Source organism: Micromonospora sp. NPDC052213 (assembly GCF_040679695.1).
Classification (GTDB): domain Bacteria; phylum Actinomycetota; class Actinomycetes; order Mycobacteriales; family Micromonosporaceae; genus Micromonospora.
This window is the reverse complement of record NZ_JBFAVI010000042.1, coordinates 24,258-45,586: the sequence shown is the minus strand read 5'-3', so window position 1 is coordinate 45,586 and position 21,329 is coordinate 24,258. Positions and strand designations below refer to the sequence as shown.

Annotated in this window: 19 protein-coding genes, 1 tRNA gene and 3 pseudogenes; 8 read left to right on the top strand and 15 right to left on the bottom strand. The window is 74.9% G+C overall.

Annotated elements, in window-relative coordinates:
• Positions 1 to 499 (top strand): annotated as a pseudogene (locus AB0L34_RS13660) (hypothetical protein); the annotation flags it as partial.
• A 43-nt stretch (positions 500 to 542) separates the two neighbouring features.
• On the opposite strand, the gene AB0L34_RS13655 reads toward AB0L34_RS13660, so the two are convergent.
• The 4 genes and pseudogenes from AB0L34_RS13655 to AB0L34_RS13640 form a co-directional block, all read right to left on the bottom strand.
• Positions 543 to 2,126 carry an ATP-dependent DNA ligase gene (locus tag AB0L34_RS13655; protein WP_363704703.1) on the bottom strand — a complete coding sequence of 528 codons (1,584 nt, stop codon included), beginning with the start codon at positions 2,124 to 2,126 and terminating at the stop codon, positions 543 to 545.
• A gap of 72 nt (positions 2,127 to 2,198) precedes the next feature.
• Positions 2,199 to 2,405 carry a hypothetical protein gene (locus AB0L34_RS13650; RefSeq protein WP_350686124.1) on the bottom strand — a complete coding sequence of 69 codons (207 nt, stop codon included), beginning with the start codon at positions 2,403 to 2,405 and terminating at the stop codon, positions 2,199 to 2,201.
• Positions 2,406 to 2,482: 77 nt separating this feature from the next.
• Positions 2,483 to 3,835: a dipeptidase gene (locus AB0L34_RS13645; RefSeq protein WP_363704709.1), complete on the bottom strand. Its 1,353-nt coding sequence runs from the start codon at positions 3,833 to 3,835 to the stop codon at positions 2,483 to 2,485.
• Positions 3,828 to 4,845 (bottom strand): annotated as a pseudogene (locus AB0L34_RS13640) (hypothetical protein); the annotation flags it as partial. The pseudogene AB0L34_RS13640 and the gene AB0L34_RS13645, both read right to left, overlap by 8 nt.
• Here AB0L34_RS13640 and AB0L34_RS13635 point away from each other — a divergent pair.
• Positions 4,780 to 5,181 (top strand): rhodanese-like domain-containing protein, encoded by a 402-nt coding sequence (locus AB0L34_RS13635; RefSeq protein WP_363704707.1) that lies wholly within the window; start codon positions 4,780 to 4,782, stop codon positions 5,179 to 5,181. The pseudogene AB0L34_RS13640 and the gene AB0L34_RS13635 sit on opposite strands and share 66 nt — an antisense overlap.
• Positions 5,182 to 5,431: 250 nt before the next feature.
• On the opposite strand, the gene AB0L34_RS13630 is transcribed toward AB0L34_RS13635, so the two are convergent.
• From AB0L34_RS13630 to AB0L34_RS13620, 3 genes are all read right to left on the bottom strand, one after another.
• Positions 5,432 to 6,976, bottom strand: a complete 1,545-nt coding sequence (locus tag AB0L34_RS13630; RefSeq protein WP_363704701.1) for a cobyric acid synthase — start codon at positions 6,974 to 6,976, stop codon at positions 5,432 to 5,434.
• Positions 6,973 to 8,148, bottom strand: a complete 1,176-nt coding sequence (locus AB0L34_RS13625; protein WP_363704705.1) for a cobalamin biosynthesis protein — start codon at positions 8,146 to 8,148, stop codon at positions 6,973 to 6,975. Before AB0L34_RS13625 ends, AB0L34_RS13630 begins: the two co-directional genes overlap by 4 nt.
• A 404-nt stretch (positions 8,149 to 8,552) precedes the next feature.
• Complete coding sequence (locus AB0L34_RS13620; RefSeq protein WP_363704699.1) at positions 8,553 to 9,311, bottom strand: single-stranded DNA-binding protein; 759 nt, start codon at positions 9,309 to 9,311, stop codon at positions 8,553 to 8,555.
• Positions 9,312 to 9,655: 344 nt separating this feature from the next.
• Here AB0L34_RS13620 and AB0L34_RS13615 point away from each other — a divergent pair, with 344 nt between their 5' ends.
• Both AB0L34_RS13615 and AB0L34_RS13610 read left to right on the top strand, forming a co-directional pair.
• The gene (locus AB0L34_RS13615) at positions 9,656 to 10,084 is read left to right on the top strand and encodes an HPF/RaiA family ribosome-associated protein (RefSeq protein ID WP_363704697.1); all 429 of its coding nucleotides are present in this window, start codon (positions 9,656 to 9,658) and stop codon (positions 10,082 to 10,084) included.
• 95 nt (positions 10,085 to 10,179) lie between these two features.
• Complete coding sequence (locus AB0L34_RS13610) at positions 10,180 to 11,217, top strand: alpha/beta hydrolase (protein ID WP_363704695.1); 1,038 nt, start codon at positions 10,180 to 10,182, stop codon at positions 11,215 to 11,217.
• A gap of 19 nt (positions 11,218 to 11,236) precedes the next feature.
• Here the strand turns inward: AB0L34_RS13610 and AB0L34_RS13605 are convergent, their stop codons facing one another.
• Positions 11,237 to 11,935: a hypothetical protein gene (locus AB0L34_RS13605; RefSeq protein ID WP_357695587.1), complete on the bottom strand. Its 699-nt coding sequence runs from the start codon at positions 11,933 to 11,935 to the stop codon at positions 11,237 to 11,239.
• 166 nt (positions 11,936 to 12,101) lie between these two features.
• Here AB0L34_RS13605 and AB0L34_RS13600 point away from each other — a divergent pair.
• Positions 12,102 to 12,174 (top strand) — tRNA-Arg (locus AB0L34_RS13600).
• A 234-nt stretch (positions 12,175 to 12,408) separates the two neighbouring features.
• Here AB0L34_RS13600 and AB0L34_RS13595 read toward each other — a convergent pair.
• Positions 12,409 to 13,029 (bottom strand): hypothetical protein, encoded by a 621-nt coding sequence (locus AB0L34_RS13595; RefSeq protein ID WP_363704693.1) that lies wholly within the window; start codon positions 13,027 to 13,029, stop codon positions 12,409 to 12,411.
• Between the two features lie 278 nt (positions 13,030 to 13,307).
• Between AB0L34_RS13595 and AB0L34_RS13590 the strand changes: the two genes are divergently transcribed.
• The 3 genes and pseudogenes from AB0L34_RS13590 to AB0L34_RS13580 form a co-directional block, all read left to right on the top strand.
• On the top strand, positions 13,308 to 14,201 hold the full coding sequence (locus AB0L34_RS13590; protein WP_363704691.1) for a septum formation family protein: 894 nt from the start codon (positions 13,308 to 13,310) through the stop codon (positions 14,199 to 14,201).
• 57 nt (positions 14,202 to 14,258) lie between these two features.
• The gene (locus AB0L34_RS13585) at positions 14,259 to 15,083 is read left to right on the top strand and encodes a class I SAM-dependent methyltransferase (RefSeq protein ID WP_363704689.1); all 825 of its coding nucleotides are present in this window, start codon (positions 14,259 to 14,261) and stop codon (positions 15,081 to 15,083) included.
• 104 nt (positions 15,084 to 15,187) lie between these two features.
• Positions 15,188 to 15,697, top strand: a pseudogene (locus AB0L34_RS13580) (hypothetical protein); the annotation flags it as partial.
• On the opposite strand, the gene AB0L34_RS13575 reads toward AB0L34_RS13580, so the two are convergent.
• From AB0L34_RS13575 to AB0L34_RS13550, 6 genes are all read right to left on the bottom strand, one after another.
• On the bottom strand, positions 15,579 to 16,559 hold the full coding sequence (locus AB0L34_RS13575; protein WP_363704687.1) for a DJ-1/PfpI family protein: 981 nt from the start codon (positions 16,557 to 16,559) through the stop codon (positions 15,579 to 15,581). The pseudogene AB0L34_RS13580 and the gene AB0L34_RS13575 overlap by 119 nt on opposite strands.
• 4 nt (positions 16,560 to 16,563) lie before the next feature.
• Positions 16,564 to 17,172, bottom strand: coding sequence for an isochorismatase family protein (locus AB0L34_RS13570; RefSeq protein ID WP_363704685.1), 609 nt, complete (start codon positions 17,170 to 17,172; stop codon positions 16,564 to 16,566).
• A 94-nt stretch (positions 17,173 to 17,266) separates the two neighbouring features.
• The gene (locus AB0L34_RS13565) at positions 17,267 to 18,016 is read right to left on the bottom strand and encodes a lysophospholipid acyltransferase family protein (protein WP_363704683.1); all 750 of its coding nucleotides are present in this window, start codon (positions 18,014 to 18,016) and stop codon (positions 17,267 to 17,269) included.
• A 151-nt stretch (positions 18,017 to 18,167) separates the two neighbouring features.
• Complete coding sequence (locus tag AB0L34_RS13560; protein WP_363704681.1) at positions 18,168 to 20,228, bottom strand: glycogen debranching N-terminal domain-containing protein; 2,061 nt, start codon at positions 20,226 to 20,228, stop codon at positions 18,168 to 18,170.
• Positions 20,228 to 20,605, bottom strand: a complete 378-nt coding sequence (locus tag AB0L34_RS13555; protein ID WP_350708581.1) for an SCP2 sterol-binding domain-containing protein — start codon at positions 20,603 to 20,605, stop codon at positions 20,228 to 20,230. Before AB0L34_RS13555 ends, AB0L34_RS13560 begins: the two co-directional genes overlap by 1 nt.
• Before the next feature lie 265 nt (positions 20,606 to 20,870).
• Entirely contained in the window at positions 20,871 to 21,287 is a 417-nt protein-coding gene (locus tag AB0L34_RS13550) for a CBS domain-containing protein (RefSeq protein ID WP_363704678.1), read from the bottom strand.
• Between the last annotated feature and the right edge of the window lie 42 nt (positions 21,288 to 21,329).

The following is a 21,329-nucleotide window of genomic DNA, read 5'->3' as shown; positions in this document are numbered from 1 at the left end:
AGCCGCGCAGTACTCCGCCCCGCCCGCCCAGCCCTACGCGGCGGCACCCGGTACGGATCTGGTCCGGCCGGGACCGCACCCGCCGGTGATGGCGCCCGCGGCCGGGCAGCCGGGCCCGCTGCCGGCCGGCTACCCGCCGCCCGCGCAGGGCGCGGTGGCGGTGCAGATCGGCGAGATCATGGTGAGCCCGCCGGTGATCCGTACGCCGGCCGGCGTGCTGCCGCTCGCCGGCGCCTCCTGGCACGTCGTCGACCACTGGCAGCAGGAGCAGAAGACCGCCACCTGGGCGGTGGTGTGCGCCATCGTCGGCTTCTTCTGCCTGACCTTCTTCAGCCTGCTGTTCCTGCTGATCAAGGAGACCCGGCACCACGGCACCGTGCAGGTCACCGTGTCGAACGGCGCCCAGCAGTACGTGGCCCGGATCCCCGTCGCGAACCAGGCCCAGGTGCAGCACATCAACAACCAGGTCAACTACGCCCGGTCGCTGTCGAACATGTGACCCGCCCACGGCTCGCGCCGCCCGGCACACCCCCGCCGGGCGGTCAGCCGCCGGCCCGCCCTGCGTGGATCGCGCGTACGGCGTCGATGGTGTCGGCCTCGGCCGCCGTCTTGTCGTCGCGGTAGCGCACCACCCGGGCGAAGCGCAGCGCCACCCCGCCCGGGTAGCGGGAACTGCTCTGCACCCCGTCGAAGGCGATCTCGACCACCTGCTCGGGGCGGACTCGCACCACCCAGTCGCCGCGCTCGACGGCGAGCGAGAGGAACCGCTCGGTCTGCCAGCGCAACACCTCGTCGGTCAGGCCCTTGAACGTCTTGCCGAGCATCACGAAGTCGCCGGTGCGCGGGTCCCGCGCGCCGAGGTGCAGGTTGGACAGCCAGCCCTGGCGCCGGCCGCTGCCCCACTCCACCGCGAGCACCACCAGGTCGAGGGTGTGCCGGGGCTTCACCTTGACCCAGGCGGCGCCCCGGCGGCCGGCGTCGTAGGGGGCGTCGGGCGCCTTCACCACGACCCCCTCCTGGCCGGCGTCGACCGTGGCGGCGAACGCCTCGCCGGCCCGTTCCGGGCCGTCGACCTCCATCCGACCGACCAGCAGCGGAGGGTCGACGGCGGCGGCGAGCGCGGCCCAGCGCTCCCGGCCGGGCAGGTCGATCAGGTCGTTGCCGTCGAGGTGCAGCAGGTCGAAGAAGTACGGCGTCAGCACCGTCTCGCCGGTGGACTCGGCGGCGGCGAGCACGGCCGGGGCGACCGGGGCCCGGCCGGTGGTGCTCGGCGTGGTGCGCCGCGCCGCGCGGCTCGACGTCTCCTGGAAGGGCAGCGGCCGGCCCGTCGCGTCGAGCCCGATCGCCTCGCCGTCGAGCACCAGCTCGCGGGCGGGCAGCGCCCGCACGGCGGCGACCACCTCGGGCACCCGGGCGGTGATGTCGTCGAGGCTGCGGGTGAAGACGGCGATGTCGTGGCCGGAGCGGTGCACCTGGATCCGGATGCCGTCGAGCTTGACGTCGACCACGGCGGGCGTCCCGGTGGCGGCGAGCGCCTCGTCCACCGAGGGCGCGCTCTGGGCCAGCATCGGCGCGAGCGGGCGGCCGACCTGGAGGCCGAAGGCGGCCAGCGCCGGCGCGCCGCCGTCGAGCGCGGCGACCGCGACCGCCCGCAGGTCGCCGGCGAGCAGCAGAGCCCGGCGTACGGCGGCGACCGGCACGTCGGCCGCCCGGGCCACCGCGTCGGCGAGCAGCCCCGCCTGGGCGCCCTGCCGCAGCTCGCCGCTGAACAGGCCGGTCAGCAGCCGCTGCTCGTCGGCGGTGGCGGCGGCGTAGAGCGCACCGAGCAGCGCCCGGCGGCGGGCCTGCGAACCCGGCCCACGCACCGCCGCGATCTCGTCGACGGCCGCGTCGACGGCGGCCACGGTCAGGGTCGGCTCGGCCGCCGGGGGCGGCAGGTCACGCAGGCTCGCCCAGCCCACCCCGGTCTGCCGCTGGCGCAGCTCGCCGGCCAGCCACCCCGAGCCGGCCGCGACCTCGTCGGGGTCGAGCGACCGCAGCGCCTCGGCGAGCAGCTCCACCTTGGCCCGCCGGGCCCGGGTGGCGCCGACGGCGGCGGAGGTGGCTGCCAGGTCGATGAACCGCACGGGTCCATCCTGCCAGCCACCCCCGACACCACCCGGGCATTGCCGTGCCCGGGTCGTCACGCGGCCGGGCGGTCAGGCCGAGACGGGCTCCTCGATGCGGAGCCCGCGGGCGCGGATCTCGTCGGCGACCCGGGAGAGCACCGTGTCGAGCGCGACCAGGGCGGCGGAGAGCTCACCAAGCTGTTCCTTGAGCGTGTCCTCGGGCCACGCGGAGACATCGACGTCCCCCAGAGCGCTGACGGCGGCTTCGAGCCGGCTCATCACCTCGTTCGTACGCATGTTCGAGAGGCTATAACAAGCCCGCGCCCGACACACCGCAAACTCCCACATCGACCCGGAAGTTACGGTTCCGACACCTAACGCCCGTCGGCGCCCGCCTCGGCGACCTTCTTCAGCAGCAGCGCCTCGGCCAGGCAGACCCGGGCGAACTCGCCGAGGTGCAGGCTCTCGTTCGGGCCGTGCGCCCGGGCGTGCGGGTCCTCGACGCCGGTCACCAGGATCGCCGCCCCCGGGAACATCTCCTGGAAGGTGGCGATGAACGGGATCGAGCCGCCGACGCCGATGTCCACCGGGTCGGTGCCGTCCCAGGCGGTCCGGAACGCCGAACGGGCGGCGTCGAACATCGGGCCGGAGGCGTCGATGACACACGGGTCACCGTCGTGCTCGAAGGTGACGGTCACCCGCGCACCCCACGGCGCGTACTTCTCCAGGTGGGCGCGCAGGGCCGCGTACGCCCGCTTGGGGTCGTCGCCCGGCGCGAGCCGCACGCTCAGCTTCGCCTTCGCGGTCGGAACCAGGGCGTTCGGCGCCTCGCCGGTGGCCGGGGCGTCGATGCCGAGCACCGCGAGGGCCGGCTTGGTCCAGAGCCGGTCGGTGATCCGCCCGGTGCCGATGAAGTCGACGCCCTCGCTCAGCCCGGCCTCGGCGCGGATCCGCTCCTCCGGGTAGTCGACGACCGCACCCTCCCGGCCCACCAGGCCGTCGACGGCGACGTCGCCGGCGTCGGTGTGCAGGGTGGCCAGCAGCCGGACCAGCGCGGTCAGCGCGTCCGGCACGGCGCCGCCGAACATGCCGCTGTGCACGGCGTGGTCGAGGGTGCGCACCTCGACGAAGCAGTTGACGATGCCACGCAGCGAGGTGGTCAGCGCCGGCACGCCGATGTCCCAGTTGCCGGAGTCGGCGATGACGATGACGTCCGACGCGATCTCGTCGCGGTGCTCGGCGAGCAGCCGCTCCAGCGAGTCGGAGCCGTACTCCTCCTCGCCCTCGATGAACAGGACCACGCCCACCGGCAGCGCGTCCCCGAACGCGCGCAGCGCCGCGACGTGCGCCATGATGCCGGCCTTGTCGTCGGCGGCACCCCGGCCGTAGAGCCGGCCGTCCCGCTCCACGGGCTCGAACGGGTCCGACTCCCACAGGGACAGGTCGCCCACCGGCTGCACGTCGTGGTGGGCGTAGAGCAGCACCGTCGGCGCACCGGGCGGGGCGGGCTTCTTCCCGATGACCGCCGGCTGGCCGCCGGAGCGCACGATCTTGACGTCGAGGCCGCAGCCGCGCAGCAGCTCGGCCACCGCCTCGGCGGAGCGCTCCACGTGCGAGTGGTCGAAGCCCTCGAACGCGATGCCGGGGATGCGGACGAGGCGTTCCAGGTCGGCACGGACGCCGGGCAGCTCCCGCTCGACGGCGGCCCGGACCTCGGACTCGGACATGATCGGTGTGGTCATGACCGGCATCGTATGCCGGCCTTACCCGTCGCCTCGCCCGAGGCCATGGCCACGCTGGCTGGTCAGGGCCGCCGCACGTAGTAGCGGGCGGCGTCGTGCGGCAGGGTCGGCGCGCCGTCGACCACCAGGTCGGCCCGGGCCTCGGTGCGGTCCGCGGCGAAGTGCGCCCGCTCCCCGAGGTGCCAGCGGCGCAGCTCCGGCAGGATCCCGGAACCGTCCCGCCGCACGGCCCGGGTGAGCCGCAGCGGCGCCGGGGCGGTGACGAAGACGGCGAGGGTGCGGTCGGCCGCGGTTGCGACCCGCGCCGCGCTGACCCCCTCGACCACCAGCACCGGCGCGACCGGCACCGGCACCGGGCGGGGCAGGAAGGCCCGGCGGACCCAGCTGTACCGGCGGTACGCCCCCGGCCGACCGGCGCGCAGCGGCGCCAGCACGCACTCTTCGAGCCGGGGCCAGAAGGTGAGCTGGTCGTCCCACCCGTCGAGCAGGTCGTCGGTGTGCACCACGGGCGGCCGCCCGGCGCCGGGCAGGTCGGCGAGGGCGTCCGCGAGCCGCGCCGCGAACACGCTCTTGCCCGCGCCGCTCGGCCCGTCCACCACCACGAGCCGGGTCCGCCCCAACCGCGCCGGCCCGGCGAGCACCCGCCGGGCCAACCGGTCGTACGCCTCGACCACCGCCACCGCCACCTGGCCGACGGTAGTGGGAGGCGCGGAGCGGACCGACGACGGGCGAGCCGCGCGGAGCGGACCGACGAGGGCGAGCCGCGCCGGACGGCGCGTGGGCCGGCCTCGGCGGGGCGTCGGGGGGCGACCGCCGTGCGGGCCCACCGATCGGGGGTCGCCCGAACGAGCGGTCGTCGGGCTGGCCGGGGCGTTCGGTCGGCGGGGCCCCGGACCGGGCGGGATGATCGGCTGGTGTCCCACAGCGTGATGAGTCCGGGCGTCGACGCCCTGCTGGAACAGGCCCGCGCAGGGGTGCGCCGGCTGACCCCGCACCAGACCGTCGAGGCGGTCCGCACCGGGGCGTTGCTGGTCGACACCCGCACCGACGTGCAGCGCCGGGAACAGGGCGACCTCCCGGGTGCCATCGTGATCGACCGGACGGTGCTGGAATGGCGGCTGGACCCGGCCAGCGCCTGGCGGATCCCCGAGGCCACGGGTTACGACCGGCGCATCGTCGTGGTGTGCCGGCAGGGCTACGCCTCCAGCCTCGCGGTGGCGAGCCTGCGGGCGCTCGGGCTGCACCGCGCCACCGACATGATCGGCGGCGTGCAGGCGTGGCGCGACGCGGGTTTGCCCATGTCCGACCGCCCGGCCGACATCCGCTACTGACTCCGCACCGACGGTCCGATCCGGCGGGTCCGATCCGGCGGGTCCGGATCCGCCTCCCACCGTCCGGCCACTGTCGAGCTGCCCCGTCCATGGAACCACCATCGGTGGCGCGAAGGTGCGCGGCACGGGGCACACCGCAAGCACACGCCGCACGGCGTAGGCGCACGCCGCAAGCGCCGGCACACACCGCAAGCGCAGGGCTACACCGCACGGCAAGGCCGGCACGGACGTGCGCGGGGCGGGGGCGCCGTCAGGGGGCCGGTGGGGCGCCGGGTGGAATGAAGGGGAGGCCGGCCGGCGGGCCGGTCTCGACGAGGCGCCAGAGGGCATCGGTGTCCAGGTACTCCTCGACCAGGTCGCCGAGCAGGTCGAGGGAGCGCTCGCGGGCGGCGGCGAACGACGTGTCCGGCGCGACCCGGAAGCCGGACCGGCCGGCCAGCCGGGCCACCTCGGTCAGGAAACGGCGGCGGAATTCGTCGGACTCGAAGGCTCCGTGCCAGTGGGTGCCGTGCACGGTGCCCGCCACCGCGCCCTCGCCGCTGCCGTCAGCGCAGGTCAGCAGCGGGGTCAGCGTGGGATCGGCGTGCGAGACGTAGCCGTGGTGGATCTCGTAGCCACGGACCGGGACGTCGCCGCCGGCGGTCCCGACCGACTGCCGGACGGTCTTGCGTGGGTCGAAGGTGACCTCGATCGGCAGCAGGCCCAGCCCCGGCACGCTCCCCTGCCGGCTCTCCACCGGGTCGTGGATGGCCCGGGCCAGCATCTGGAAGCCGCCGCAGATGCCGAGCAGCGGCCTGCCCGCCGCCGCGTGCGCCAGCACCGCGTCGGCGAGCCCGGTCTCCCGCAGCCAGGCCAGGTCCGCCACCGTCGACTTCGAGCCGGGCAGGACGACCAGGTCGGCGGCGGCCAGCTCGGCCGGCTCGACGGTCAGCCGCACCCGTACGCCGGGCTCGGTGGCGAGCGCCTCGACGTCGGTGGCGTTGCTGATCCGGGGCAGCCGGACCACGGCGACGTCCAGCCAGTCGGTGCCGCGCGGGGCGGCCGGCCGGCCGAGCACCCGCCCGTACGCGAGCGAGTCCTCGGCGTCGAGCCAGAGGTCGAGCGCCCAGGGCAGCACCCCGTACGTCGGCCGACCGGTGACCCGGTGCAGCATGTCCAGCCCGGGCCGGAGGAGCCCGAGGTCGCCCCGGAACTTGTTGATCACGAACCCGGCGATCAACGCCTGGTCGGCCGGGTCCAGCAGTGCGACGGTGCCGAACATCGAGGCGAACACCCCGCCCCGGTCGATGTCGCCGACCACGATCGTGGGCAGGTTGGCGTGCCGGGCCAGGCCCATGTTGACGTAGTCGCCGGCCCGCAGGTTGATCTCCGCTGGGCTGCCCGCCCCCTCGCAGATCACCACGTCGTACGCCTCCCGCAGCTCGGCGAGCGCCGCGTACGCCGTCTCGGCGAGGCGGGGCCGCAGCTGGCGGAAGTTGCCGGCGGTGACCGTGTCGACGGCCTCGCCGAGCAGCACCACCTGGCTGGCCAGGTCGCTGCCCGGCTTGAGCAGGACGGGGTTGAACCGCAGGTCGGGGGCGAGCCCGCAGGCCGCCGCCTGCATCGCCTGGGCCCGGCCGATCTCGCCGCCCCGGCCGTCCGCGCCGACGACCACGGCCGAGTTGTTGGACATGTTCTGGGCCTTGAACGGCGCCACCTTCACGCCCCGGCGGTGCAACCACCGGCAGATGCCGGCGGTGAGCACGCTCTTGCCGGCGTCGGAGGTCGTGCCGGCGACCAGCAGCCCGCCGCTCACCGGCCGCTCCCCCGCCCCGCCGTCACCGCGACGCGGCGACCGGTCGCGCCCACCAGCGGACCGGCGGCGCCCACCAACGGACCGGCGGCGCCCGCCAGCCGACCGGCGGCGCCCACCAGCGGGCCGGTGGTGCTTCGATTCCCGTCGCGCTGCCCGAGGATGCCCTGCCCGGTGTCGGGCCGCCGCAGCACGCGCCGCACCACTGCACCCCGGCCGAGGGCGCGGCGGCCGACGGCGGTCACCAGGCGACCGACGGTCAGCGGGTAGGCGGCCGCCAGGCCGAGCGCGGCCAGCCCGACCGCGCCCGAGATCCGGGCGGCCCGCTTCAGGTGCCGCGCCTCGGGCCGGGGGCCGTCGCCGAGGAACGGCCGCACCTCCGAGCGGCCGAAGTAGACGTTGCGCCCGCCGAGCCGTACGCCGAGGGCGCCGGCCATCGCGGCCTCGCACTGCCCGGCGTTCGGGCTGGGGTGGTCGTCGCGGTCCCGGCGCCACACCCGCCAGGCGCGTTCCCGGTCGCCGTCGGCGGTCGGCGCGACGGCGATGGTGAGCAGCCCGGTCAGCCGCGCGGGCACCAGGTTGAGCAGGTCGTCGAGGCGGGCGGCCGGGGTGCCGAACCGGGCGTAGCGGGGCGAGCGGTGCCCCACCATCGCGTCGAGGGTGTTCGCCGCCCGGTAGCCGAGCAGGCCGGGCAGGCCCGCGACCGCGCCCCAGAGCAGCGGGGCGACGACGGCGTCCGACGTGTTCTCGGCGACCGACTCCACGGTCGCACGGGCCAGCTCGGGCTCGTCGAGCGTCGACGGGTCCCGGCCGCAGAGATGACCGAGCCGCTGCCGCGCCGCCGGCAGGTCGCCGTCGCGCAGGGCCCGCCCCATCACGGTGGCCTCGTGCCGCAGGGTACGCCCGCCCAGCACCGTCCAGGTCCCGGCAGCGACCAGCGCGGCCCGGGCCACCGGGCGGTTTCGGGTGGCAACCGTCGCGGCCACGCCGAGCAGCACCGGCGCCCCGACCGCCAGCGCGGCGAACGCCGTGCCGGCGCCCCTGTCCGGGCGGTAGATCCGCCGCTCCAGGGCTCCGGCGGCGCGGCCGAAACCGGCCACGGGGTGGTAGCGGCGGGGGTCGCCGAGGAGCGCGTCGAGTGCGTACCCCGCGACCAGTCCCGCCGCGGTCGCCACCGGCGTCGCCTGTCGCACCCGCCATCACCTCCGGCCGGCCAGCCTAGCCGAGCGCCTTCCCGCCATCGGGCGGGAGCGACCGGAACTCGCGGGCCAGCGACCGGGCGGCCCGCCGACAGGGGCTGTGCCACGCCGACAAGCCCCACCGACAGGGGGTGCCCGCCGACAAGGACCCCGGCAGGGGCCGTGCCACGCCGACGAGGGCCGTGCTCGCCGACAGAGTCCTCCGACCGCAGTCCCCCGACCGCCACGGGACGCGCCCGCCCGCTGCCGGGGGACGCGCCCGCCGGCACCAGCCGGGTCGCCGGACCGGATCGCCGGACTTGGGGCGCGGGAGACACGCGGGGTGACGACGGCGTGGCCGACGTCACCCCGCCCCCGTCGTGTCGCCCGGGCCCGCCCGGTCACGCCGGCTGCGGCACCCGCCCCCGACCCCGTCGGCCGCGCCCGTTCGCGGTGAGGCCCGCGCCGGTCTCCTCGGGGCGCGTGCCCGCTGCCGCGTCGGACTCCTCGGGCGCCGACGTCGGGCCGCCGGCCTCCGGCGCGGGGCCGTCGGGTTCCTCGTCGCGGCTGCCGTCCGCCGGGTCGTCGAAGGGGTCGAGCGAGCCGTCGAAGCCGGCGTCGGCCGGCAGGCCGGGGCCGGCCCCGGACGGGCCGAAGTCGGGCAGCTCGAACTCGACGTCGAGCAGCCGGCCGTCGGGCAGGGCGGGGGCGTCCTCGTCCGGCACCGGCTCGGTCGCCTCGCCGTGCACCCGGTGCTCGGCCTCCGCGTCCTCGACGGTGCTGGTGGTCATGCTCGGCCGGTTGCGCATGAACCGGCCCCGGCCCCGGGACAGGTCGTGACCGACGGCGACCGCCTCCAGCTCGTAGAGGGTGCGGTGGTTGCCGGCGTCGTCGGTCCAGTCGCGGGTGTAGAGCCGCCCGCAGACCACCACCGGGTCGCCGACCATCACCGAGGCGGCCACGCCCTCGGCGAGCTTGCGCCAGCAGTTGACGCGGACGCGCAGGCTGTTGCCGTCGACCCAGCGACCGCTGTCGCGGTCGAGCCGGCGCGCGGTGGAGGCGACCTTGAAGTTGGCCACCAGGGTGTTGCTCTGGGTGGTGCGGCGCCACTCCGGGGCCGTCAACACGTTGCCCACGACCGTGACGTAGGTGTCGAACATCGTCCCTCCAGGGGGAGATCGGGCTTGCCATCGCGAGTCGACTCGGTGTCGAGCCTGGGCCGTCGGGCACGACCGGCGCCACCGTCGCCCGCCGGCCTGTGGACAGCCGGACCGCCTGTGGACAAAGACCTGATCAAGGTCCCGGTGTGCTAGGGCCGAGCGGCCCTGGGGGCGCCCACGGCGTCCGGCAGATGATCGGGACACCGGAGAGGTCACGTTCCGGACGGAAGGCGGCGGGGTATGGATTCGATCAACCGCACCGCCGACAGCACGACGAACGAGAGGTCAGCGATCATGATGATGACCAGCACCGCAACCACCTTCGTCTCCGGCCAGGTGCGGCGATGAGCGCCGTCGCCAACCCGGCCACCGTCGCCGAGTGCCTGCGGGTCGGCGCCGGGTTCTCCCAGGGCGACCGGAACTGGATCGCGGAGCAGTTCGCCACGCTGGACGCCCGGCTGGCCGGGTTCCACGCCGACGCCACCGAGCTGGAACTGTCGGTGAAGGACCGGGAGGCCAAGGGACAGAAGGTCACCCTGGAGTGTTGGATCGCCGGCCGGCAGAAGATCGTCACCACGTCCGCCGAGGAGGACCTGCACGCCGCGCTCAACGACGTCCGGGACGACCTGCGGCGGCGGCTCAACGACGCGAAGACCAAGCAGGAGCCGCGGCACAACAAGCACCTGCGGGACGTCGGCCAGCCGGCCGTCGAGACCGGAACCGGGAGCGACCCGGACACCGACCCGGCCCGCGCCGAGGTGGAGACGGTCTGAGGCGTACGCCCGAGGCCCCGTCCGTGGTGCGGGCGGACGGGGCCGGGGCACGGCGGGGCTACCGCCCGGTAGCTCGCCGGCGTACCGTCGCGTTCGTGGAACCGGACGTGCTGGGCCCGCCGTACGAGCGGCAGACGATCGACCTGGGCACCGACGACGAGGGGCCGGTGGTGGCCACCCTGGTCCGTCGCCGCGCCGACCGCCCGACCAGGCGGGCCGTGCTCTACACGCACGGCTTCACCGACTACTTCTTCCAGGCCCACCTCGGCCACTTCTTCGCCGAGCGGGGGTGGGACTTCTACGCCGTCGACCTGCGCAAGCACGGCCGCAGCCTGCTGCCCCACCAGACCCCGAACTTCTGCCGCGACGTCAGCGACTACTTCCCGGAGCTGGACGCCGCCGCGACGATCATCCGCGAGGACGACGGGCACGACACCCTGCTCGCGATGGGCCACTCCACCGGCGGCCTGATCATGCCGCTCTGGGCGCACGCCCGCCGCGACGCCGGGATCATCGACGGGCTCTTCCTGAACAGCCCCTTCTTCGACATCAACGCCCCCTGGGCGGTACGCCGGCCGCTCGCCGCCGCCGTCGCCCCGCTGGGCCGCCGCGCGCCGCGCCGCGTCCTGCCGTTCGGGCTGGGCACCGTCTACAGCCAGACCATCCACGCCGACCACCACGGCGAGTGGAACTACAACCTGGCGTGGAAGCCGCTCGCCGGGTTCCCCGTCCGGGCCGGTTGGCTGAACGCCATCCGTACCGCCCAGCGGCAGCTCCGCGCCGGGCTGGACATCCGGGTGCCGGTGCTGCTCGCCTGCTCGACGCGCTCGTTCAAGGGCACGAAGTGGCACGAGTCGGCCGCGCTCGCCGACGCCGTCCTCGACGTCGAGCACATGGTCCGCTGGGCGCCCCGCCTCGGCCGGCACGTCACCGTGGCACGCTTCGACGGCGGCATGCACGACCTCACGCTCTCCGGCCCCGCCGTACGCGAGAAGGTCTTCGCGGAGGTCGGGCGCTGGGCCGACGCGTTCTTCGACGCCGGGCCGACGGTCCGTGACGGAGAGCGGCCACCGGCGAGCCGGCGGCCCGCAGACGGGGCCGACCAGGCGGGTGTGCCCGCGCAGGGCGGCTGAGCCGGCGGCCGACGCACCCTCACACGGCGGCGACGGCCTCGCGGATGCGGTCGAAGGTGGCCAGCGGGTGACCGCCGTCGCGGGCCGGCAGGACGAGCCCGAGGCACCGCAGGCCCACCTCACCGTCGCCGGCCTGGACCCCGAACACCGGCGCGCCGACGTAGCCGAGCGGCAGTTCCGCGGTGATCCGGACGGCGTCGCCCACGCGCGTCACCCGCTCGATCGCCACCTCCAGCGGCCGGGCGCCGTCCGCGCCGGCCCCGTGGGCGAGCACGATGGCCGAGCCCGGCTCCGCGCCGATCCGGGCGATCGCGTCCCGGTCGGCCGCGATCCCGTCCGGCACCTGCTGGGTACGCCACCGCCAGCCCTCGCCGTCGGCGTGCTCGTGCAGGCCGCCGGTGGGCATGACGGCCACGCCGAGGTCCCCGCGATGGTGCCACCGGGCGGCGTAGTCCGGCAGGGCCACGGCGTCCGCCGACACCCCGGCCGGCTCGGTCACGCTCGCCCGCAGCCCGATCTCCCCGGCCGGGGCGTGGGTGAGGGCGTCGGCGGTCAGCAGGTACTCCCGCCCCTGCCCGGTGAAGAAGAACGCCGTGCCCTCGTCCCGTCCGCCGTCCGCCGGCCCGGCGTCGGTCCGGCGGATGGGCAGGATCGCGCGGCCGAGGAGCTGGCACAGCTCGTAGGCGACGTCGTTCTCGGTGTCCGGGTCAAGCAGCACCAGCCGAGGGTACGACCCGTCGACCGCCGGGCCGCGCCGACGGCGGAACCCGGGTGACCTCCGCCGGGGGTGCGTGCGACCCTGATCGACGACATGGGACGCGACCACCCGTTCCACCGGCCACCCCGTGGTCGGCGGTACCCTTCACGCGCGACACGTACGCCGCGCGCCCGTAGCTCAGCGGATAGAGCAGGGGACTTCTAATCCCAAGGCCGCAGGTTCGAATCCTGCCGGGCGCACTCACGTCAACCCACGTCCTCGGAGCCCCGAGCGGGTGGAAAGCGGTGGCCACGGCGACGCGGGCGAGGTGCCCGGCCACCGCGTCGGGCTCGGCGGCGGTCTGGTTCCAGGCGGCCGGCGGAAGCGGGGCGGGGCACTCGGGCAGTTCGCGGAAGGCGGCCCGGGAGGCTCGACGTGGGGCACGCGCGGAGGACAGGCGACGGCTACGACACGTGGCCGCAGCGTCGTGGCGGTCACCTGAGCCGGACGTCGAGGGTGGGGAAGTCGTACCAGCTCAGCTCGAAGGACGACGCGGCCTCCGGGACCACCGGGTAGACGGCCCAGCTGTTGATCTGCTCGCCCGGCCCGATGTTGAAGGACTGACCGGCCCGTGTCGTGGCGCACCACGTCCTCTCGGGACGCACGGTCCGCCCGTCCGACAGGGTGAGGTGTGAGGAAACCAGGTCGACGTCGACGGCCGGGCAGCTCACCGGCCACGCGAGCCGCGAGTCGTTGCGGTAACTGATGTTCAGCCGCAGCTTTCCGCCGCTGGTCTCGGCGCTGACCAGCGTGACGCTCAGCGACGCCTGTTCGTAGATCGGCCGGTCGAGCCGGTACGTCCGGGGCGCGGGCTGCGCCTGGCTGGGCGACGCGGACGGGCCCGGCGACACCGACCGGCCCGGCGACGCCGAGTGGCCGGGGTCGGCGTTCCCGGATCCGGTCGACGGGCGGCCGGTGCTGCCGGTGACCGCGGCGGTGGGATCCTGCTGCCGGGTCGCGGTGCGGTCGGCCAGGTATGCGCCGGCGAGGGTGCCGACGACGGCTAGGCCCGCCGTCGCCACGATGACGCCGAACAGGCTCACGTACCTCTTCACGGTCGGCTCCTGGCTGGTGAGGCGGCGATGGCGTGAACGTAGCACCGGCATCGAAATGGCACGGTGCGACGACTGCGCCCGCCGGCCGGCCTGTGCCGTACGCGAACCGGGCGCTGGCGGCGCTCGTGCTGCACGTCAACCGGGAGGTCGTCCCCACCCCGCCCAGGTCGCGCTGCTGCGCGACCTGGGCCTGCGACTGGGCTCAATCCGGCGGCACGCGCTCCCGCCGGCCGGTGCCATATGCTGCGCCGGTTGTCACGGGGCACGGGGAGGGCGACATGCGACGCTGGCTGGGCGTCACGTTTTCGGCCGCGCTGGTCGCGGGGGTGCTGAGCGGGTGCGGCACCCCGCCGGGCACCGACGGCGACCTGACCGACGACTGGCGGCCGGTCGCCGAGGCCCGCCAGTTCGTACCGCAGGCAGGTGAGTGCCACGCGGTCGCCGACCCGACCGCGTACCTCACGAGCCACCAGCCGGTCGACTGCGCGAAGTCGCACCTGGTCGAGACGTTCCACATCGGCACGTTCACGGGTGAGCTCGCCGCGCGCCCGATCCCGCCCCGCGTCGAGTCGATGGCGATGCGCACCGCGTTCGCCGAGTGCGACGCCGAGGCGAAGGTGTTCGTCGGTGGCGAGTGGCGCGGCGCGCGGTTGTCGGTGCAGGTGGCGCCCACCTCGCCGCCCGGCTGGGCTGGTGGCAGCCGGTGGTACCGCTGCGACCTGCTCGAGCTCGCCGCGGGCGGCACCGGCGGCGGCGTGGTCGACCCGGTCGTGCCCCGCACCGGCACCCTGCGGGACGTCCTCAAGGCTCCCTCCTCGCTGACGTTCACCTGCGCCGAGGAGAACCGCTGGGGCAACCTGGAGCCGGTGGCCTGCGGCGAGCCGCACCGGTTCGAGTACGCGGGCATCTGGACCGCCCCGGACGGCCGGTACGACGACGCGACGAAGGACGAGGACGCGATCCACGCGAAGTGCCGGACGGTCATCGCCCGCTACGCGAAGGTGCCGGTCGACGGCATGCTCCGCTACCGCACCGGCACCACCTACCGGTTCCCGTCAGAGGAGGCGTGGGCACGCGGTGACCGGGGGGTGCGCTGCTGGTTCTGGTCGGGTGGACGGAAGCTGACCCGGTCGATCGCCGGCGGCGGCCCCAGGGCCCTGCCGGTCAACTGAGCGCCCGGCCGACAAATTGACGTGACAGCACTGCCGGCTCGTGGCCAGCATCGACGGATGGCGGGGTCCCGACCGGCGGAGCCGGACATCGTGCGCTACTACACCGACGTCTTCGTGGAGGCGGACCGGCTGGAGCAGACCCCGCTGGGGCGGCTGGAGGGGCTGCGCACCCGCCAGGTCCTGACCCGGCTGCTGCCGCCGGCACCGGCGACGGTGCTGGACGTCGGCGGCGGCCCCGGCGCGTACGCGGGGTGGCTGGCGGCCGCCGGCCATCGGGTGCACCTGGTCGACCTGGTCCCCGCGCACGCGGCGGCGGCCCGGCGCGCGCATCCGGGGGTGAGCGCCACGATCGGCGACGCACGGCGTCTGCCGCTCGCCGACGGCTGCGCCGACGTGACCCTGCTGCTCGGGCCGCTCTACCATCTGACCGGTCGCGCGGACCGGGTCGCCGCACTGCGCGAGGCGGCCCGCCTGACCCGGCCCGGCGGCCTGGTGGTCACGGCGACGATCAGCCGGCAGGCGCCGCTGATGGATCTCACTCGGCAGGGGCGGGTGGACGACCACACCCGTCCCGCCCTGCTGCGCACCTACGCGACCGGCGTCAACGACGCGGGCAGCGGCTTCACCACCGCCTACTTCCACCGGCCGGACGAGGTGGTCGACGAGTTCGGGACGGCCGGGCTTCCCCGGCCAGACCTGTACGGCGTCGAGGGTCCGCTGTGGCCGCTGTTGGCCGTGGCGGGCGGGCCGGAGGCCGACGGGCCGTTGTTCGCGGAGGTGTTGCGCTGCGCGACGCTCTTCGAGCGCGATCCGGAGGTGATCGGCGCCAGCGGGCACCTGCTGGCGGCGGCGCGGCCCGGAGCCGACCGAGCCGGCGGCTGAGGGCAGCGGCGGACACGGCCCGGAGCCGACCGAGCCGGCGGCTGAGGGGCGGCGGCGAGCACGGCCCGGAGCCGACCGGCCCGGCGGTGACGCAGGTGGCGGCCGACCGGCGGATCGCGTACGTCGGGGACGGGCCGCGGCTCGGCCTGGCCGACGGGGCGCGCGACGGCGCCCGGCACCGCCGGGTCGTCCGGCTGCCGGGTCTGGTCAGGGGCCAGATCCGCTGGCAGTGGCCGTCCCGGCTGGAGCTGCTGCCGCCCGGGCCGGACGAGCAGGCCCGGCTGCTGGTGGTCTGCGACGCGCTGCGCACCATCCAGCAGCCCGCCCTCGGCCTCGCCGGCCCCGCCGAGGAGGTCGCCGAGCTGGCCCGCCGGGCGCGCCGGGCGGTGGCCGCGTTCCGGCTGGCCCACCCCGAGCTGGTGGATCTCTCGCCGCCGGAGCGGGACGTGCTGGCGGTGCGGGCCGGGGCGGGGTTGTCCGCCGGCGTCGCCCGGATCACCCTGCCGGGGTCGCTGCCGGTGGAGTTCCGTTCCCGGGACGACTACTACCAGCGGGGACGCTTCGACCGTGGGTGGCACGGGCCCGCAGCCGGCGCAGCATCCGGGCATCGGTGAACCCGACCGTGCGGGCAGCCGCCTCCACGGTGGCGCCGTGCCCGATGAGGTGCTCAGCGCGCTCCACCCGCAGGGTCTGCTGGTAGCCGAGCGGGGTCAGTCCGGTGGCCTGCCGGAAGAGCCGGGTCAGCGTCCGCTCGGCCACCCCGCCCGCGGCGGCCAGGTCGGCCAGCGGCAGTGGCTCGGCGAAGTGGTGGTCGATCAGGTCCTGCACCCGGTGCACCGCGTCGGACAGGTGCGACCGGTGCCGCATCGTGGCGCTGGCCTGCTGCTCGTGGCCGTTGCGCCGGGAGTGGACGACGAGCGTGCGGGCGATCCGGGCCGCCGCCGCCGGGCCGTGCCGGGTGGCCACCAGGTGCAGCGCCACGTCGATGCCGCTGGCGATGCCGGCCGAGGTGACCACGCGGTCGTCGACCACGTAGAGCACGTCGCGCACCACCCGCGCCGCCGGGAACCGCCGGGCCAGCTCGTCCTGCACCTCGTGGTGGGTGGTGCAGCGGCGGCCGTCGAGCAGGCCGGCCCGGCCGAGAGCGTACGCCCCGGCGCAGACGCTGGCGACGGTGCCGCCCGCGGCGTGGTGGTCGGCCAGCCGCCGCAGGTCGTCCGGCCCGACCGGCCCCTGCGGCCCGTGCGCGCGGGGCCGCCACCCGGGCACGAGCACCAGGTCGTCACGGGTCAGCTCGGGCCATTCCAGCCCGGCCACCAGCGGTACGCCCTGCACGGTCGGCACGACCTCCCGGTCGGCGACGTAGTGCAGGCGGTAGTCGTGCCCGAGGTCGGCGGCGGTGGAGAAGACCTGGGCCGGCCCGGCGAGGTCCAGCAGGTGCACCTGCGGGACGAGCAGGAAGACGACCCGGGCCATCGGCTCAGCCCCGTACGCCGGCCGGGACCACGCCGGTCACCTCGGCGACGGTGCGGACGGTGGCGAAGCGGCCCGCGAGGGCGTACTCGGTGCGGGCGATCATGTCCTCGTTCGACAGGGTGCGCGGGTCGGCGAGGACCTCCTCCAGCGTGGCGGTGGCCGGCAGGTCCCGGTGCGGGGTCGGGAAGGTGACCGTCGCGTCCGTCACGAAGGTCACCTCGTAGCCGAGGTCGCAGCCGACCCGGGCGGTGGTCTCGACGCACTGCTCCGTGCGGATCCCGCAGACGGTGATCTCGCGGACGCCCGCCATCGTCAGGGTCTGCTGGAGGTTGGTGGTGGTGAACGCGTTGTGCGACGTCTTCACCAGCCTCGGCTCCCCCGGGGCCGCCGACAGGCCCTCGATCAGCCGCACGTGCCCGCCGGCCGGGTCGAAGACGCCGCCGCTGCCCGGCTCGGCGTGCAGGACCCAGACGACCAGGTCACCGCGCTCGCGGGCCGCGTCGACCAGCCGGCCGACCTGGGCGACGATGTCGGGGTTCGAGGCGTACGCCCAGATCGGGCGCTGCCGGAAGGACTCCTGGACGTCGATGACGACGAGTGCTGCTCTGCTCATACGGTGAATCCTGACCGGGCGGACGCCGGCGCGGCAGACACCATCCCGCCCCGGACCGGACCGATCCGGCCACCCGCCCGGCCTTCGCGGTGGGTCAGGGGGTGGCGGGGCGGCGGGCGGGGGCTTCCAGGGCGGCGGCCTCCTCCGGGGTCGGGGCGGTGCCGCCGAGGTGCGCCGGGAGCCACCAGGTGTCGTCGGGGCCGGCGGGCTGGTCCGGGTACTCCCGCTGGGCCCGGTCGACCAGCGCGCTCAGCCGCGTCTTCAGGTCGACGGTCATCGCGTTGGCGTCCGGGTAGGCGGCCGGGTCCATCGGCTCGCCCACCAGGATGGTGATCGGGGTGTGGCGGCGGGTCAGGGTGCGCGGCCGGCCCTTGGTCCAGAGCCGCTGGGTGCCCCAGAGCGCCACCGGCAGCACCGGCACGCCGGCCTCGGCCGCCATCCGGGTGGTCCCGCTCTTGAGTGCCTTGACCGTGAACGAGCGGCTGATCGTCGCCTCGGGGAAGACGCCGACCACCTCGCCGCGCCTGAGCGCGCTGACCGCCGTCGCGTACGAGCCGGCGCCCGCCCGCCGGTCCACGGGGATGTGCCGCATGCCGCGCATCAGCGGGCCGGACACCTTGTGCGTGAACACCGACTTCTTGGCCATGAACCGCACCAGCCGCCTCGACGGGTGCGCGCCCAGCCCGCAGAAGATGAAGTCCAGGTAGCTGACGTGGTTGCTGGCCATGACCGCCCCGCCGGTACGCGGGACGTGGTGGTCGCCCTCGATAGTGATCTTCAGGTCCAGGACCCGGAACATCGTCTTGGCGGCGGCGATCACGGGCGGGTACACGAGTTCCGGCATGGCGCGAACTTACCCTGCCGACCTGAGCCGCACGCCAGCCCGCCGACGGTGGCGCGTGGCCCATCGAGCCGCGTCGCCGGCCGGCCGCGGTGCGGTCGGCCGGCGGGCTTGGTGGGACGGGCCGGGTCGCCCGTCCGGCCGGGACCGGTCGTCACTCGGTGAGCCGGTGCATGTCGAGGCGGCCCCGGGCGAACGCGTCCACCCGGCCCCACCGGCCCGGGATGTCCAGCACCTCGATGCGGCCCATCCCGATCGGCAGCCGGGGGTCCACCGCGAGGTGCCCCTCGTGCGGCTCCAGGCCGAGCATCGTCCGCAGCAGCAGCAGCGGCGTGCCGGTCGACCAGGCCTGCGGGCTGCACGCCGTCGGATACTCGACCGGGAACTTGGTCAGCTCCCGGGGATAGCCGCCGAACGCCTCCGGCAACCGGCCCTGGAAGTAGGTACTCGCGTCGAGGATGCCGCTGGCGATGACCGCCGCCTCCTCGGCGAAGCCGTACCGGCGCAGGCCCCAGGCGATGAACGAGTTGTCGAACGGCCAGATCGTGCCGTTGTGGTAGCCGACCGGGTTGTAGCGGACCTCCCCCTCGGCCAGCGTCCGCACCCCCCAGCCGGTGAAGAGCCGGGGCCCGACCAGATGGTGGGCGATCTTCTCGGCCCGCTCGTGGTCGACGATCCCGCTCCACAGCAGGTGGCCGATGTTGGAACTCAGCACGTCGCACTGGCGGCCGTCCGGGTCGAGCGCCAGCGCGTAGTACTCGCCGTCCTCCACCCACCAGTCCCGGTTGAACCGTTCCTTCAGCGCCGCCGCCTCCCGCTCCAGCCGGTCGGCGAACTCCGGGTCGTCCCAGAACTCCCGGGCCAGCCGGGCGGCCCGCAGCTTCCCGTCGTACGCGTACCCCTGCACCTCGCAGGTGGCCCGGGGGAACGGCGGCAGCGTGCCGTCCCGGTAGGAGATGGAGTCCCAGGAGTCCTTCCAGCACTGGTTCTCCAGGCCGGTGTCGGTGTTGCGCCGTTCGTACCAGATGTAGCCGGTGCCGACCAGGTCGGCGTAGTCGTCGATCCACTTCAGCGCGGCGCGGCACTCCCGCTCCAACTCCCTGACCAGCTCGACGTCGCCGGTCCACTTCTCGTACTCGTCGAGCAGCACCAGGAACAGCGGGGTGGCGTCCACCGACCCGTAGTACGGCGAGTGCGGCTGTTCCTCGAAGGCGGCGGTCTCGCCGTACCGCATCTCGTGCAGGATCCGACCCGGGTCCTCGTCCCGGAAGTCGTCGAACCGGGTGCCCTGGAGGGAGGCCAGGATCCGCAGCGTGGTCTTCGACAGGTCCGGCGTGAACGGCAGCGTCTGCAGGCAGGTCAGGATGCTGTCCCGGCCGAACATGGTCATGAACCAGGGCAGGCCGGCGGCCGGCAGTGACGCCCCGCCGAGCGACAGCGGCGAGAAGCGCAGCGCGGCCAGGTCGATCAGGCTGCGCCGGTAGGTCGAGGCGACCCGCTCGTGCTGGCTGTTCACCTTGGGCGCCTTGGCGATCCACTCCTCCAGGTCGTGCTGGAGGGCGAGCCGCTCGTCGCCGTGCGCCCCCAGCCCCATCCGCAGGTCCCGGCCACCCTGAGCGCCGGCGAAGGTGCCGACCTCGATCTGGGCTTCCCAACTCTGGTTGGGTTCGAGGTGGATCGTGTAGGCGAAGCCGTTGCGGTCGTACCGGGCCGGCGGGGACGCGGAGATGGTCGTCTCCCGCCTGAAGTTGCCCCGCCGGTAGCCCAGGCGCAGCCGGTCGGTCTCGACCTCCGTGAATATCTCGCCCTTCTTGTTCAGGATCTCGTCCTTGACCTGGAACAGGTCGGCGAAGTCGGACGCCGCGTCCATCCTGATCTCCAGGTCGACCGGCTTCTCGTCGTGGTTGAGGATGGTGAGCTGCTCCTGGAAGCTGCCCCCCACCGTCCGCTCCCGGATGATCGACAGCTTGGCGTCGATGTAGTGCGTCGCCATCCCCGGCACCAGGAAGAACCGCGCCTCGTAGTACTGGAGGTCGTCGTACGACAGCGGCGTGAGCCGCTCCCCGTTCACCGTCAGCACCCACCTGGACAGGAACCGGGTGTCCAGGGAGAAGAATCCGGTCGGCTCGCTCGGCGTGGCCTCGATGTCCCCGGTGTCCTCCGACACGACGAAGGTGCTGCCGTCCAGGATCCGGATCGTGTTGTTCTGCGCCATCACCGCACCTCCCGCTGGCCCTGGAAACGCCGGCGGGGGCCGCGGGCGTCCGGGTGGCCGGGGAAGAGCCGCTCCAACTGCACCAGCAGCCGGAGTTGCCCCGACACCGTCAGGTCCCCCCGCAGCAGCGCCGCGATCCCGTCCTCCCGCCCGGTGGCGAGGTCCTCGAAGAGCGCCGGGGTGGTGCCCACCACCGTGTCGGCGTCCTGGTCCTCCTGGCTCACCCGGACCCGGCCCCGGTCTATCCGCACCAGCCAGTGCGTCGTCTGCGCCCCCTCGTGCAGGTCCAGGCGCAGGGTCCCGGAGGACTTGTCCAGCAGGGGCTCGTACTCCCGCCGGTCGAGGTCCTCGAAGAACCTCGTCGTCGCGTCCACCATCGGGTCCTCTCCTCCCCGTCGGTCATGTCCCGAACGGGGTCCCCGTCCCGTGCCGGGTCAACCTCGCCCGGATCGGGTGAGGCGGGCCGGCGACGGCCGCGGCGAGGTCGTCCCCCGCGCAGCAGCGTGCGGGCCGGGCGGGTCGGAAGCGGAGGTCGGCACGGGCGGGCCCACCGGCGGACGGCGCGCGGTGCGGGTGCGCCCACCCCCGCGCACACCGCGACGCCGGCCCCCGGGACGGGAGCCGGCGCGCCGCGGCGGACAGTCAGTTGTTCGGTTCGTCGGCGCTGATGTCGGCGAGCACCGACTGCGGTTCCCGCTCCACGGCGAGGTCACCCATCGAGACCAGGCCGACGAGCCGCCCGTTGTCGATGACCGGCAACCGGCGCACGGCGTAGGTCCGCATCAGGTCGGCGGCGGCCACCGCGTCGTCGTACTGGCTCACCGTGATCACGTCCTTGGAGGTGATCCGGTTGAGCGGGGTGGTGTTCGGGTCCATGTTCTCCGCCACGCCCCGGACCGTGATGTCCCGGTCCGTCACGATGCCGATGACATCGTCGCCGTCGGTCACCACCACGTCGCCGATGGCGCTGTCGCGCATCTCCTGCGCCGCGGCGGTCAGCGTGTCGTTGCCGTCCATCGTCACCAACCGGGTCGTCATGAACTCTCCGACCGTTGTCATGGTGCTCCCCTCTCGGTGTCGGCACAGGCCGTCTACCCGCCG